The 14,470-nt window shown below is 44.9% G+C and carries 16 protein-coding genes; 10 read left to right on the forward strand and 6 right to left on the reverse strand.

The features are described 5' to 3' along the window. Positions 1-496 precede the first annotated feature (496 nt). Positions 497-1,930, reverse strand: a complete 1,434-nt coding sequence (locus tag QUB52_RS04505) for a carotenoid oxygenase family protein (RefSeq protein ID WP_332973822.1) — start codon at positions 1,928-1,930, stop codon at positions 497-499. Between the two features lie 72 nt (positions 1,931-2,002). Here QUB52_RS04505 and QUB52_RS04510 point away from each other — a divergent pair, with 72 nt between their 5' ends. The 4 genes from QUB52_RS04510 (at position 2,003) to ctaD (ending at position 7,030) form a co-directional block, all read left to right on the forward strand. Next, the gene (locus QUB52_RS04510) at positions 2,003-3,016 is read left to right on the forward strand and encodes a S66 peptidase family protein (RefSeq protein ID WP_332973821.1); all 1,014 of its coding nucleotides are present in this window, start codon (positions 2,003-2,005) and stop codon (positions 3,014-3,016) included. Between the two features lie 144 nt (positions 3,017-3,160). Next, a complete protein-coding gene (locus tag QUB52_RS04515; RefSeq protein WP_332967412.1) occupies positions 3,161-3,919 on the forward strand; it encodes a class I SAM-dependent methyltransferase in 759 nt (252 codons plus the stop codon). 219 nt (positions 3,920-4,138) lie between these two features. Continuing rightward, the gene (locus tag QUB52_RS04520) at positions 4,139-5,146 is read left to right on the forward strand and encodes a cytochrome c oxidase subunit II (RefSeq protein WP_265234980.1); all 1,008 of its coding nucleotides are present in this window, start codon (positions 4,139-4,141) and stop codon (positions 5,144-5,146) included. Positions 5,147-5,218: 72 nt separating this feature from the next. Next, positions 5,219-7,030 (forward strand): cytochrome c oxidase subunit I, encoded by a 1,812-nt coding sequence (ctaD, locus tag QUB52_RS04525; RefSeq protein ID WP_265234981.1) that lies wholly within the window; start codon positions 5,219-5,221, stop codon positions 7,028-7,030. A 31-nt stretch (positions 7,031-7,061) separates the two neighbouring features. Here the strand turns inward: ctaD and QUB52_RS04530 are convergent, their stop codons facing one another. Further along, entirely contained in the window at positions 7,062-7,217 is a 156-nt protein-coding gene (locus tag QUB52_RS04530; protein WP_265234982.1) for a hypothetical protein, read from the reverse strand. A gap of 6 nt (positions 7,218-7,223) precedes the next feature. On the opposite strand from QUB52_RS04530, the gene QUB52_RS04535 reads away from it, so the two are divergent. Both QUB52_RS04535 and QUB52_RS04540 read left to right on the forward strand, forming a co-directional pair. Beyond that, a complete protein-coding gene (locus tag QUB52_RS04535; RefSeq protein ID WP_265234983.1) occupies positions 7,224-7,850 on the forward strand; it encodes a cytochrome c oxidase subunit 3 in 627 nt (208 codons plus the stop codon). A gap of 190 nt (positions 7,851-8,040) precedes the next feature. After that, entirely contained in the window at positions 8,041-8,334 is a 294-nt protein-coding gene (locus tag QUB52_RS04540; protein WP_332967415.1) for an HNH endonuclease, read from the forward strand. Between the two features lie 133 nt (positions 8,335-8,467). On the opposite strand, the gene QUB52_RS04545 is transcribed toward QUB52_RS04540, so the two are convergent. From QUB52_RS04545 to QUB52_RS04560, 4 genes are all read right to left on the reverse strand, one after another. Continuing rightward, the gene (locus tag QUB52_RS04545; protein ID WP_265234985.1) at positions 8,468-8,767 is read right to left on the reverse strand and encodes a (2Fe-2S) ferredoxin domain-containing protein; all 300 of its coding nucleotides are present in this window, start codon (positions 8,765-8,767) and stop codon (positions 8,468-8,470) included. Positions 8,768-8,901: 134 nt separating this feature from the next. Then, complete coding sequence (locus tag QUB52_RS04550) at positions 8,902-9,876, reverse strand: cysteine synthase A (RefSeq protein WP_265234986.1); 975 nt, start codon at positions 9,874-9,876, stop codon at positions 8,902-8,904. Between the two features lie 62 nt (positions 9,877-9,938). Then, positions 9,939-10,520 carry a Uma2 family endonuclease gene (locus QUB52_RS04555; RefSeq protein WP_265234987.1) on the reverse strand — a complete coding sequence of 194 codons (582 nt, stop codon included), beginning with the start codon at positions 10,518-10,520 and terminating at the stop codon, positions 9,939-9,941. 132 nt (positions 10,521-10,652) lie between these two features. Continuing rightward, entirely contained in the window at positions 10,653-11,291 is a 639-nt protein-coding gene (locus QUB52_RS04560) for a peroxiredoxin (RefSeq protein WP_332973819.1), read from the reverse strand. A 159-nt stretch (positions 11,292-11,450) separates the two neighbouring features. Here QUB52_RS04560 and QUB52_RS04565 point away from each other — a divergent pair, with 159 nt between their 5' ends. The 4 genes from QUB52_RS04565 to QUB52_RS04580 all read left to right on the forward strand — a co-directional run bounded on the left by QUB52_RS04565 (position 11,451) and on the right by QUB52_RS04580 (position 14,294). Beyond that, positions 11,451-11,726, forward strand: coding sequence for a hypothetical protein (locus QUB52_RS04565; RefSeq protein WP_265234989.1), 276 nt, complete (start codon positions 11,451-11,453; stop codon positions 11,724-11,726). 94 nt (positions 11,727-11,820) lie between these two features. Further along, a complete protein-coding gene (locus QUB52_RS04570; protein ID WP_265234990.1) occupies positions 11,821-12,117 on the forward strand; it encodes a cupin domain-containing protein in 297 nt (98 codons plus the stop codon). Positions 12,118-12,793: 676 nt separating this feature from the next. Continuing rightward, complete coding sequence (locus QUB52_RS04575) at positions 12,794-13,678, forward strand: ChaN family lipoprotein (protein ID WP_332973818.1); 885 nt, start codon at positions 12,794-12,796, stop codon at positions 13,676-13,678. 37 nt (positions 13,679-13,715) lie between these two features. Further along, the gene (locus QUB52_RS04580; RefSeq protein ID WP_265234992.1) at positions 13,716-14,294 is read left to right on the forward strand and encodes an NADPH-dependent FMN reductase; all 579 of its coding nucleotides are present in this window, start codon (positions 13,716-13,718) and stop codon (positions 14,292-14,294) included. Positions 14,295-14,470 lie beyond the last annotated feature (176 nt).

Raw genomic sequence — 14,470 nt, forward strand, 5'->3', positions numbered from 1 at the left:
AACTCATTCAAGCAGACAAACCTGAGATGAGAAAACGTAGTCATGAATAATATTAAAGCGGACTTTTTTACCGCTTTTTCTTGAGTCTGCGGAGGCAGGCTTTGCTTGTGTAGCCGCGAATTCATTCGCCGGGATTGTTGTTTCTTGAGTCTGCGGAGGCAGGCTTTGCTTGTGTAGCCGCGAATTCATTCGCCGGGATTGTTGTTTCTTGAATCTGCGGAGGCAGGCTTTGCTTGTGTAGCCGCGAATTCATTCGTCGGGATTGTTGTTTCTTGAGTCTGCGGAGGCAGACTTTGCTTGTGTAGCCGCGAATTCATTCGCCGAGAATATTCGCCGGGGATTCGCCTGAATTGGCACAGGATAATTGAGCAATACAGATTGTCAATTCCACACCTCCTAGATATGAGAACTTTCTGTCTACACACACCTTAACAACTAGAAGCTAAAGTGGCAACAATTTTTAATAAATCTTGCGCAACACTTCTTTACAATCTTCTCAGACGGCAGATTTCCAAGTGCCGTGAAAGCTCAAAGGTATGACACCGGGCAATTCTAGCTGACAAATAGGGGGGCGAGAAAGTCCGTCGCTGTCAAATATGCAGACTTCGCTGCTATCAGAATTGCCGTCGTAAACAACTGTCAAAATCCAACCTTTCTCCGATGAAATATCTGGAACGTAGATGGGCTCTGCGGGATAGCGATTTTCGCCGCAGTCGGCAATTGTGAGATTGCCATTTTGTGTGTCCAAACGGGCGATCGCACCATAACGTTCCGCTACAATATCAACATCAGCCCGATACATTGCCAGATAAATATATCGTGAAGCTTGCCCTATTTCGGCAGCAGGTACGATCGGAAATTCGCAAGGTTGATCCAACAATTCTGCTATTTGTGTCACTTTCCCAGTCAAAGGATTGAGATGCACTCGGCTCATAGTACCCTCCGCATCGGTGTGAGTTTCACCTGTCGCCACCTCCTTAAGTCGCTGATTAGTTTGCAAGTCAGCATAGCGGACAAAATCAACTGCAACTTCACCATTTTCGGTGACAAAACCATTAGCAAAATGCCACTGAAACCAAGCATCGGTTTCGCCACGACTAACTAAAGAAAGAGTTTCTGAGTCAAAAACTAAGATCTGAGTCCCTAACTCCGGCTTCCACTCAAAGGAGTCGCCATAACTGCCAATTCCTGCTAACACTGGCCCTAAATTTAGTCGCACTGGTGGCACAAAAAATATCAGATACTTGCCAGCAAGTACAAAATCGTGCAACAGCGGTATTCCATCTAAAGTAACTGTTGATTTTTTAACAATTTTTCCTGTATAATCACTCTTATAAACATTCAACTTAGCTTTCAAACCTGGGGTAATTCCAAAGTTAAAAATATTCCCAGTAATCGGATCGCGCTTACAATGAGCGGAATAAGCAAATTTACTATCTAAATTGCCTAAATTGTCGATTCCGTGAGTTTCCAGAGTTGCCAAATCGAGGCTGTGAGGCGCGCCGCCTTCCCATAATGCCAAAAGGCGATCGGGCAAAGCTAACACAGAAGTATTCGCAGCATTTTTAACAGGTTTAGTCCACCGTAACAACGCAGGCCCCGGTGCAGTCATGCCGTAATTAGTATAGAGAAATTTATCAGCTTTTTCTTCAGCTTGATATCCCGCCGTCTGTACGTAGCGATAAACAGCAGTAGCACCAACATCCGTAAAATTGACCGCCAAAATTGCACCATCTCCATCAAACCAGTGTCCCACAGGAATGCCACCGCGTTCAAAACGTGCCGGCCCATTGCGGTAAAGAGTGCCACGCAATCCGTCTGGAATTTTACCAGTTTTAACTGATAGCTGAGTTAGCGGAAACTCGGCAGCAGGAAGGGCAAAAGCTTGAACCCAGGATTTTTTAGCTGAGATTTTACTGGCTGTTTTCATTGGAAACTGGCAAATTTAACTGATCTGGCGGAAGTTTTGTTATAAAATTATAGCACAAATTACCTAACATTTATGCCTCTCCCCCGCCGCTATCTGTTGAAAACTTTTGGCCTGACTGCTATTGGTACTCAGCTTTTGCCCATCGCCCAAACTAACCTATTTACCAAAAGTGCGATCGAGCCGCGCCGCCTACAAGTTGGCGATACCGTAGCCTTAATCAATCCCGCCGCCTTCAACTACGAAAAAGAAGTGCAGCCATTTTTTAAAGTTCTGGATAACCTGGGCTTAAAAATTAAGCTGGGAGAGCATTTTTACGACCGCTACGGCTATTTGGCAGGCAAAGATGCCGATCGCGCCGCCGATGTCAACGCAGCCTTTGCCGACGACTCAGTGCAAGCTATTTTTACCGGGATGGGCGGCTGGGGCTGCGGTCGGATCTTGCCGCTTTTGGATTACAATATGATCCGCAACAATCCCAAAATTATTATGGGATTCAGCGATATTACTGCGCTATTATTGGCAATTCATGCTAAAACTAATATAGTTACTTTTCACGGCCCTTTAGGTGTATCAAGTTGGAGTCCTTTTACAATAGATTACGTCAAGAAAGTTTTGTTTGACGGAGGTTCTTTGACCATGCAAAACTCCAAAACTATGCCCATTGAAACAATCCGGCGCGGCACAGCTAGGGGGAAACTAATCGGCGGCAATTTATCAGTAATAGCAGCATTGGTGGGTTCGGCTTATTTGCCGGAGTGGGAAAAGAGTATTTTGTTTATTGAGGAAGTTAGCGAAGAGGTTTATCGCATCGATAGAATGTTGACGCAGCTTAAATTAGCTGGCATTCTCGATAAAATATCTGGTTTTATTTTCGGACAGTGTACTAAGTGCGAGGCTGAAAAACCGCAAGAGTCCCTAACCTTAACTCAAGTCTTGACGGATCACATTCGCCCCTTAAATATTCCCGCTTGGTACGGTTCGATGGTGGGACACATTCGGGATAAGTTCACTTTGCCGATCGGCAAAGAAGTCGAAATCGATGCAAATGCTGGTACAATCAAATTATTATCATCCGCCGTCAATTAAAGTTGGTCAGAATTAGATGGAGATCAATAAACCCCATCATGTCATTGCGAAGAACGAAGCAATCGCAGAGTTTGATGATAATTAAAGATTTTGCACCCGATCGCAAGCAAACATTCAAATACCAAATACAAAATCAGAAATATTGTGAAAAAGACTGCACAATCAATTAAACCATTAACAGTAATCATCCTGACAATTCTTTGCCTGTTGCCGCTCAATGCCTGCGCTGCACAAGCATTGAGTGGCAACAACGACACCATTTATCAGCAGCGAACAATCCACAATCCCGACGGAATTGGTAAATTTTACATGGGTAGAGAAATTGCCCAAGTCATGGGCTATCAAGGCGCTGGTTGGCTAGAAAGACCCTCTCGCGGCATGGAAGAAAAATCAGCTCGATTAGTGAACAATCTTGATTTAAAACCCACAGATATTGTAGCAGACATTGGAGCCGGAACCGGATATTTTAGCTTTCGCATCGCTCCCTTAGTTCCAGACGGCAAGGTTTTAGCAGTTGACGTGCAGCCGGAGATGATTAATTTTATTGAGTTGAATAAACAAGAAAAAAATATTGCTAACGTTGAGCCTGTGTTGGGAAGTATTGACAATCCGAATTTGCCGGAAAATAGCGTCGATTTAGTTGTAATGGTCGATGCTTATCACGAATTTGCATATCCCAGAGAAATGATGCAAGGAATTGTCAAAGCCCTCAAACCCGGAGGCCGCACGGTATCGATCGAGTATCGGGGCGAAAATCCGCTGATTCCCATTAAAGGCTTGCACAAAATGACACAGAAGCAGGTTAAAAAAGAAATGGCCGCCGTTGGTTTAGTATGGAAAGAGACAAAAGAGATGTTGCCACAGCAGCATTTAATGGTGTTTGAGAAACAATCTCAAATTTAGTAGCCAAAAAAACCAATTTATTACCATTTTTACTGATTTTTGTCAAGTGACCTAAACCGTATCAATGCGAACAAGCGATCGCCCAAACATACGAAGCCTTAAGTAAGCGTTAAGATAGGGATTGCCCTCAAAATGTCAACCTACAATTAAAAATTGACAACCCAGAGGCGCTTCCCTAATTGTTCAAGCGAAGAAGTGTCGCTACTATAAGGTACCAGCGTGAACATTCCAAGTTCCATCCTCACCATGCTCGCCGGCATCGGAGTGACTCTGATCAGTCTCTGGTACGGGCAGAATCATGGCTTAATGCCGATCGCCGCCTCGGCTCAAGCATCCCAGATAGACGGACTATTCAACACAATGATGACCATCTCCATAGGATTATTTATCCTAGTCCACGGAGTGCTGATCGTTGCTGCAATTAAATATCGCCGTCGTGAAGGAGACAACACAGATGGGCCGCCTTGGCATGATAACTTTCCCTTAGAAATTCTTTGGACAGCCCTACCAGCGGTGATTATTTTAGGTATCGGAGTCTACAGTTTTGAGATTTACAACTCAATGGGTGGCCTAGATCCGATGGGCAATCACGATCACGGCACCATGCAATCGCACTCTAATATGCGCGGAAGTGCGATCGCAGCTACACTCTCAGATACACCACAAAACGCCCCTCAAATTCAGCCACAAAAACAAATTGCCCTAGGCGTAGGCGCTGCCCCAGAAAACGAAAACAAACCAGCAGACTTAGTAGTAAATGTCATGGGTTTGCAGTATGCCTGGATTTTTAGCTATCCAGAAAGTGGCGTTAGTTCCGGTGAACTGCATATGCCAGCCAACCGCGACGTACAGCTAAATCTTGCAGCTCAAGACGTGCTGCACGCATTTTGGATCCCCGAATTTCGGCTCAAACAAGATGTAATTCCTGGACGAACAAGCGAACTAAGATTTATACCAAACAAAGTCGGCGAATACCGAGTTGTTTGTGCTGAATTGTGCGGCGCATATCACGGAGCAATGAAAGCTGTAGCATTCGTTCACACACCCGAAGACTTTGACAGTTGGCTGAAAGAACAGCAAGTTGCTAGCACTCTCAACTTAGAGCAAGCAGTTGCCATCAATACAGAAAAAATGTCAGACGGGGAATTCTTAGCTCCCTACGTCAGGGAAATAAAAATTAATTCCGAAAGTCTAGAACAACTTCATCCAACTCATCACAAAAAATAGTCATTAGTTCTTGGCAATGGATATTTCATCCTGAGCTAATAACTAATGACTAATAACTAATGACTAATAACTATGACACAAGCACAGTTCCAAGAAACTGCCAACATAGATGCTCGCGGAACAGCACCCGCCGACAGACATTGGCGAGATTACTTCGGTTTTAGTACCGATCACAAAGTAATCGGTATTCAATACCTGGTAACAACATTTTGTTTTTATCTAATCGGCGGCGTGATGGCGACAATAGTGCGAACAGAACTCGCCACACCCGAATCCGATTTTGTCACCCCCGAACTCTACAACAGTTTATTTACTGTTCACGCCACGGTGATGATCTTCCTGTGGATCGTACCCGCAGGCGCCGGATTTGCTAACTTTTTGATCCCCTTAATGATTGGGGCAAAAGACATGGCATTTCCCAGGCTGAATGCCGTTGCCTTTTGGTTGATTCCCGTAGGCGGCATATTGCTGTTGAGCAGTTTTTTAGTGGGAGCTCCGCAGGCGGGTTGGACTTCCTATCCGCCTTTGAGCTTAGTTACTGCTCAAGCCGGAGAAGAAATCTGGATTCTCAGCGTTTTGATCCTCGGAACTTCTTCGATTTTGGGGGCGGTGAATTTTGCCGTTACCATCTTCACGATGCGGGTTCCGAGCATGAGTCTCAATGAAATGCCTTTGTTTTGCTGGGCAATGATTGCGACGGCAGCGCTGACTTTAATTGCTACTCCAGTGTTAGCCGCAGCTTTGATTTTGCTGTCGTTTGACTTGTTAGCTGGAACGGCATTTTTTAATCCCACAGGTAACGGCGATCCCATCGTCTACCAGCATTTATTCTGGTTTTATTCGCACCCGGCAGTTTACATTATGATCATGCCCTTTTTTGGGGTGATTTCAGAAGTTTTGCCAGTGCATTCGCGCAAGCCAATTTTTGGTTATTTGGCGATCGCCTATTCCAGTCTCGCGATCAGCTTTTTGGGCTTAATCGTGTGGGCGCACCATATGTTCACCAGCGGCACTCCTGGCTGGCTGCGGATGTTTTTCATGATCACAACTATGATCATCGCCGTGCCCACTGGGATTAAAATATTTAGCTGGTTGGCCACTATTTGGGGAGGCAAACTCCGCCTAGTTAGCGCCATGCTATTTGGGATGGGTTTTATCTCAACATTCGTCCTCGGTGGCATCACCGGGATCATGGTAGCTTCGGTACCTTTCGACATTCACGTTCACGATACTTATTTTATCGTCGCTCACTTACACTACGTGCTGTTTGGCGGCTCAGTGTTTGGAATTTACGCTGCTTTTTACCACTGGTTCCCCAAAATGACTGGGCGGATGCTTAACGAATTTTGGGGTAGAGTTCACTTTGTTTTAACCTATGTGGGCTTTACTGTAACTTTCTTGCCGATGCACGCTTTGGGGATGCAAGGAATGCCCCGGCGGGTGGCAATGTACGACCCGAAATTTACCACGATTAATGTCATTTGTACGATCGGCGCTTATATGCTGGCAGTCTCTACAATCCCGTTTATCGTTAACGTGATTTGGAGTTGGAGGTACGGCCCGAAAGCAGGTGATAATCCTTGGGAAGCTTTGAGTTTGGAATGGATGACGACTTCGCCACCACCAATCGAAAATTTTGAAGGAGTGCCAGTATTGGCAACCGGGCCTTACGATTACGGCATGGAAAAAATTCAGAACACTGGGGAACGTCTCAGGCTGAAGTTGAGGGAAAATGCGATCGCCAGCGCCAGCGGCCAGAAACGCGGTATTCCGATCGCAGAAGCTCAAGCTTCCACTTTCTTCGGCGGTACTGCAACTTTGGTCGATCCTGAATCAGAAATCAACGTTGATTCTCCAGCAGATGAAAGTCAAGATGACGAGTAGTCATTAGTCATTAGTCATTAGTCATTAGTCATTAGTTATTGCTCATTGCAATATCACAACTTTGGACTAATGACTGATGACAGCACAGCAGCGATATACGGATAATTTTTTGTATCTCTTCCCTCTTCCCTCTTCCTTCTTCCTTCTTCCCTCTTCCTTCTTCCTTCTTTCCATTACCAACTAGCAATTTATTATGCAACAAATTCCAGCGATCGATCCAGCAAAAACAGCTCTTAATTACCACCACAGCGCCGAAATAGAAGCCCACGGCGAAGAACATCCCGACCACCGAATCCTAGGCGTACTTGTATTCTTGGGATCTGAAGGCATGATATTTATGGGTATGTTTGCCGCGTATTTGATTTATCGGGCGATGGCCCCCATGTGGCCACCCGAAGGAACACCCGCGCGAGAGTTATTGCTGCCAGGAATTAACACGGTAATTCTGATTGCTAGCAGTTTTGTGATTCACAATGCTGATACTGCAATCAAAAAGAACGATGTGGCGGGTATGAGGAATTGGTTGATCGCAACTATCCTAATGGGCGTCGTTTTCTTGTGCGGTCAGGTTTACGAATACACTCATTTAGAGTTTGGCCTGACAACTAATTTGTACGCCAGTTGCTTTTACGTTTTGACTGCTTTTCACGGCTTGCACGTTACATTTGGAGTGCTGCTGATGTCGGGGGTAGTTTGGCGATCGCGCGTGGAAGGTCACTATTCTAGCGAACACCACTTCGGCATCGAAGCGACTGAGATTTACTGGCACTTTGTCGATGTGATTTGGATTGTTTTGTTTGTACTGCTGTACGTGATTTGAACCTGTAGGTTTTTCTACTTAGCGGGCAGGCTTTTCGGCCTGCCCCACCAGAAATTAAGACGCCCCCCGTTGGGGGTTTTTTATTGTTTGCGAAGTGCGATCGACCTTTACTCACTTTCTGAAAGCCGATCGCCCTAAACTACGCTAAATTAAAAGAAGCAATTGCCTATCAAACAGCATTGAGAAAATTATGCAGTGCGAATTGTGCGATCGACAAATGGAAGCATTAACCGCCCACCACCTCATCCCCAAACAAAACACCAAGCGGAAAAACGAAGATCCCAGCCCGACGATCGACATTTGCTCAGCTTGTCACCGCCAAATTCACACTCTCTTCGACAACAAACACCTCGCCCAAGAGCTCAACACCCTAGAAAAGCTCAAAAATGACCCCCAACTCCAGAAATTTCTCTCTTGGGTGAAGAAACAAAAAACCGACAAACGCATTCAAGTACACGGCAAAAAAGCGCGACTGCAAAACTAGCACTCAGATATCTAGTCCCAAGGTTCGTAGTGAGGACTTTAATCCGCATTCATGAAGGACTACAGTCCTCACTACAAACCAATTTTATTATTTTTAATTAATAAATACCAATTGCTTAAACACCGGGTTATGGCTACCGAGAAAGCCCGTGAAACTTGCGATAAAGCATCGCCTCTACCCGCTTTTCTCCCCGCAAATGTTGCTCGGTAATTGCCGCAACTTCCTCAGCACAAACTCCACTGTACCAAACCTCTTCTGGCAGCACCAACACCATCGGCCCGTTGCCGCACTGTCCCAAACAACTGCTAGCAACAACTTCAACTTCTGAGGGGGACAATTTCTCAAACGCTGCTAATACCTTTGCAGCACCTTGCTTGCGACAAGTGCGGTTTTGGCAAACAAGAACTCGCCTAGAAGATTCTGTGATTTTCATGTTTTTTTACTTGACATTCTGCTACATATATGCTATTTTTTTATCATGGGAATAGGTGCGGCCATATATGCCAAAATTGTAGAAAAAGTGTTGCGGATTTTGGACGGGCTAGAAGCCCATCCCACAAATCATGATTAATCAGATGATAAACCTTTTGAGGCCAGCCATTGGCGATCGAACAAACGCGACTGATACCTAGCCCCGCCGTCGCAGAGTACCGTAACAATCGTATGTCCCGGCCCAATTTGCTTCGCTAAAGCCACCGCCGCCCCCACATTAATTCCCACAGAACCGCCCATAAACAGCCCTTCTTTCCTCAACAATTGGTAAACCACGCGGACAGCTTCAGCATCATCAATTTGAATAGCATCATCTACCGGGGCATTCTCCATATTCCCAGTGATGCGGCTGGTACCAATTCCCTCAGTAATCGAACTACCTTCTGTCTTAATTTCCCCAGTTTTGAAATAACTGTAAAGCCCGCTACCCATCGGGTCTGCCAAAACAGCTTTAATTGCGAGATTTTTTGATTTCAAAAACATTGCTACACCCGCAAAAGTCCCGCCCGTACCAGTCGCAGCTACCCAAGCATCAATTTTTCCCTCGGTTTGTTCCCAAATTTCCGGGCCGGTTGTCTCGAAATGAGCTTGGCGATTGGCTAAATTGTCAAACTGATTTGCCCAAACTGCATTGTCCATTTCGGCTGCTAATTTTCCCGACAATTTAACATAATTATTCGGGTCTTTATAAGGAACAGCGGGAACTGTCCGAACTTCCGCGCCCAAGGTTTTTAAAGCATCGATTTTTTCTTGGGATTGAGTATCGGGAATCACAATCAAGCATTTGTAACCTTTGGCGTTGCAAATGTGGGCTAAACCGATGCCTGTATTGCCGGCAGTGCCTTCTACAACGGTGCCACCAGGTTTTAACAAGCCTTTTTCTTCGGCATCTTGGATGATGTAAAGTGCGGCCCTATCTTTAACGGAACCGCCGGGATTGAGAAACTCTGCTTTGCCGAGAATTTCGCAGCCTGTTTCATCGCTGAAGCTATTTAACCGAATTAGCGGCGTGTTGCCGATTGTGCCGATAAAGCCGTTTTTGATATCCATATTTTTTGAATGTTTGTATTCTATTAATTCTGAGCATAAGTTGATATTTATTGCTAGCATTTCTACCAAATTTTACTCATATTTAGCACAAATCCCGGCAAAACTGGGTCACCGCTAACTGTCGCGGGATTCTCTAAACATTCCTCTGGTAAACCCGGACGGTAAATATAAACTCTGCGATTTTTGCGGTCAATTAACCAGCCTAACTGTACTCCCGGTTCTCTCATATATTCTTGCATCTTTTCTTGCAATGGCTTGAGATTGTCAGAAGCAGACCTGAGTTCTACTACAAAATCTGGGCAAATCGGAGCAAATTTATCTTGCTGTTCTTGAGATAAAGTATTCCACCGTTCCAGTTTAATCCACGAGGCATCTGGAGACTTGTCACCCATTGAAAGCTTAAATCCCGTACTGGAGTCAAAACAAAGACCGGTTCCATCTTGTCGAGACCAAATATACAACTCTCCAAAGACGCTACCACTGCGATTTCCTGTTGTTCCGCCAGTAGGGGACATAATTAGCAGTTCTCCAGATTTGTTGCGTTCAATGCGTAATTCACTATTGATTTGACATAACTCGAAAAACTCGTCGTCTGTCATTTGCAATTTTGGCGGTATTTGCAACACGATTTTTGATGTCAACATAATTGATTTCTCTCAAATCTAAATAGTTGCGACACAATTGCATAATTTGCCTGTTTTTAGTGATGACTTTAGTCCTAAAACATGGGGCTTAAGGACTAAAGTCATGACTACGAACCTGTTTGTAAATTAAACCTATTTATTCGGCTGAGGAGTCATCCGCAAATAAGGCTTAATCGGCGTGTAACCTTTAGGAAATTTCTCTGCCAACTCTGCGGGGTCGGTAATCGAAGGTACAATGACGCAATCGTCGCCATCTTTCCAATCAACTGGAGTCGCAACGCTGTATTTGTCAGTAAGTTGCAGGGAATCAATTACTCGCAGAATTTCATTGAAATTCCGACCAGTGCTCGCTGGATAAGTAATGCTCAAACGCAATTTCTTGTCGGGGTCAATTACAAAAACTGTGCGAATTGTTAAGTTGTTTAGCGAGTTGGGATGGATCATGTCGTAAATGTCGGAGACTTTACGATCGCCATCTGCTAAAATTGGATAATTGAGAGTAACTTTTTGAGTTTCCTCAATATCTTTAATCCAGCCCATGTGAGAATCCACATCATCGACGCTGAGGGCAATGGTTTTCACGCCACGCTTGTCAAATTCCGACTTGAGACGGGCGACTGCACCGAGTTCGGTGGTGCACACTGGGGTATAGTCTTTCGGGTGTGAAAACAACACCACCCAACTATCGCCGGCCCAGTCGTAGAAGTTGATTTCGCCTTTAGACGAGGCTTGGGTAAAGTTGGGAACTGTATCGCCTAATCGCAGTGACATAACTGATTTCCTCTAATTTTATTTAACGACAGTTCCCTATCATCCCATAATTGCTGGGTTTCTCGATCGCACTGTAAATGATTTTAAACTTTTTGGTCGATCGCCCGCCCATGCCATTACTCTAATGTATATGCGACTTCTACCCTAAATTTTGTTGCTATGCTGTACTTTTTGCTTAAGACAATACAGCCTGTTTTAGTCCCGCTGTGTTTTGTCTGTGCCTGGGGTTTAGTTTTTATGGTGTGTTTGAGTATCGGGCGTGCTATAGGCGATTCCGTGCGTCGAGCTCAGCGGATGCACCAAATCCCTTGTGCTAACTGCGTGTTTTTTACCGGCGATTACCATCTCAAGTGTCCCGTTCAGCCTACCATAGCTTTATCTGAAAGTGCGATCGACTGTCCTGATTATCGATCGCAATCGGGAACTTACGGTTAAAAAATCGATCGCCGCTTTAAACATTTCTTAACATCTCTCGCTATTTCAATTAAAATTAAGTTGTGCTCAAGAGATTTTCAGGAGTGTGGAAAGAATGCTCATTCAAAAGCTAAATGACTGTGACGAGTTTATTGCTGGCGACGGTACTCAACTGCGAGAATTGCTGCATCCAGACAAACAAGCTGTGGATTTGCGTTACAGTTTGGCCCACGCCACTTTGCCACCGGGACAAACTTCTGCGCTGCACACCCTGACAACTTCTGAAGTTTACTATATCCTCAGCGGCGTTGGGGAAATGCACATCGATGATGAGACTCAATTGGTGCAAGTCGGAGATGCGGTTTACATTCCGCCCAACGCCAAGCAGTTTATTTACAACTGTGGCACATAACCGCTAATATTTATTTGTATCGTAGATCCTGCGTGGCGAAAGGAAGACGAGACGATTTTTCAGTAATTTTGCTGTTTCTAGCTACCAGGCTCTGCCTGGTAATGGCTATCTAGAGGCTCTGCCTCCACCTCTCAAAACACCTTCAACCGCCCTAAATTACTGTTAACAACAACAGCACCCAGCCATATGTACCGAGTGATTTCCTCTTTTTTAAACTTCGATGCGGAGTTGCAATAATCCTCGGATTCAGTTGCATTGCTCCCCTCTAATTAGTTGAGGAAGTATCAGCTTTGTTGGTGGGTGCTGCTATTGGTTTTTAATGGGACAGATGTGAGATTATACAGCGTTTTACTCCTTTGATTCTATTTTGAACTTCGCTGTGATATCTAGATATTGTATCTGTCGGAGAAGCTTTTTGTTTGCTTCATATTATTAATTTAGCACCTTTTTCTAGAAGCGCAAGCACCTGCAACTAAACTTTACAAAAGAATGAAGAAGGAAGAGGGAAGAAGGAAGAGGGAAGAAGGAAAAAGGAAGAGGGAAGACAACCCTCTAGGGGCGTAGATAATTGCGGATAATTGTAAAGTTAAATGAAGCATCGAGCTTTGTGGATGCCCAGCTAAAATCCTAAAGTTCGGCTGTGGCTGCTGCTGCGAGAAACAGGCATAATATTTTTATGAAAACAACCAAACTCATCAAACTGTGTGTTTTATCGCTGAGCATTTTCCTGCTGTGTAGCAATGTGATAGCGACAGCAGAACCGACTGTGAAGCCTCAATCGCAGCAAACTTACACTAACCAAGAGATTCTGCAACAGTTGGTGAAGGCGAAAATTGTGTATCTGGGAGAAACTCACGATAGCGCGGCAGACCACCAAGCTCAACTGCAAATTATTCGAGAAATGCAGCGGCAAAATCGTAAAATTGCGATCGCAATGGAGATGTTTCAGCGTCCGTTCCAAAGTGCGATCGACAACTACTTAGCAGGTAAACTGACAGAACAGCAATTAATCGAGCAAACAGAGTACGATCGCAGATGGCGCTTTCCCTGGGAATATTACGCCCCATTGTTGCAGTTTGCCGCATTAAAACAACTGCCAGTCCTCGCCTTAAATACCCCGTCAGAAGTCACGAGAAAAGTTGCCACTCAAGGTCTAGAAAGCCTCACAGCAGAGGACAAACAGCACATTCCGCCAATTTCCGAAATTCGCACCGACAACGCCGAATATCGACAAATGCTGCTCGAAGTTTACCAGCAGCACCAAAAGGCAGCACAGGGAAATAGTACAGCCTTTGAAAGATTTTTGCAAGCTCAAGTTTTGTGGGACGAAACTATGGCGGAAAGTATAGCTAAATTTGTCAAAGCTAACCCCGATTATCAAGTTGTGGTGTTGGCGGGGACAGGACATATTATGTTCGGTTACGGAATTCCCAGCCGTGTCGAGAGACGTTTGGGAGTCGGGAAGGTGAAAATGCGATCCGTTGTATTCAGTTCGCCCACAGATACTCCTTTGTCCGCAGACAAACCCATTGCTGACTTTGTTTGGAAGCACTCGGAATAGTACAATTTTACTCGCAAGCAATAATCGGGAAAAGTCAATGATAAACAGACCAAAAATACTTGCATTTGCCGGAAGTACCCGCGAAGCATCCTACAACAAACTGCTGGTAAAAGTTGCGGCGGCTGGGGCTAGGGCGGCGGGCGCGGAAGTTACTTATGTAGATTTGCGCGATTTGCCATTGCCAATATTTGACGAAGATTTGGAAGCCAAGGGAATCCCAGAAAATGCCCGGAAGTTAAAGGAGTTGATGGTAGCTCATGACGGGTTTTTGATAGCTTCCCCTGAATATAACAGTTCGATTACGGCTGTGTTGAAAAATGCGATCGACTGGGTATCGCGCCCAGCACCGGGTGAACCGGGATTGGTGGCATTTACGGGCAAAGTAGCGGTAATTATGAGCGCTTCCCCAGGCGGACTTGGTGGTTTGCGGGGATTGGTGCATTTGCGATCGATCCTGGGGAATATTAACGTGTTTGTCCTCCCGGATCAGAAAGCAATTTCTCAAGCTTTTGAAGCATTTAATGCTGACGGTACGATGAAAGATCCCAAACAGCAGGACTCTGTTGAGAATCTCGGTGCTAAGTTGTCTAATATCCTGTCTAAATTAATCGCATAAGGCGATTTTACTCGTTACCAGGCACAAAGCGCCTGGTAACGCAGAACCGGTTGCATAAATCTTTGGTTGAGCCGATCAACCGATCCTTCAAGGAAGATTAACACAGATGCAACGCAGATAATTTTAAGATAGTTTACTAATTTGACAATATTGTCTATTGTTGACTATATTTGGCA

It is taken from the genome of Microcoleus sp. A6-C6 (assembly GCF_036705955.1).
Taxonomy (GTDB): domain Bacteria; phylum Cyanobacteriota; class Cyanobacteriia; order Cyanobacteriales; family Microcoleaceae; genus Microcoleus.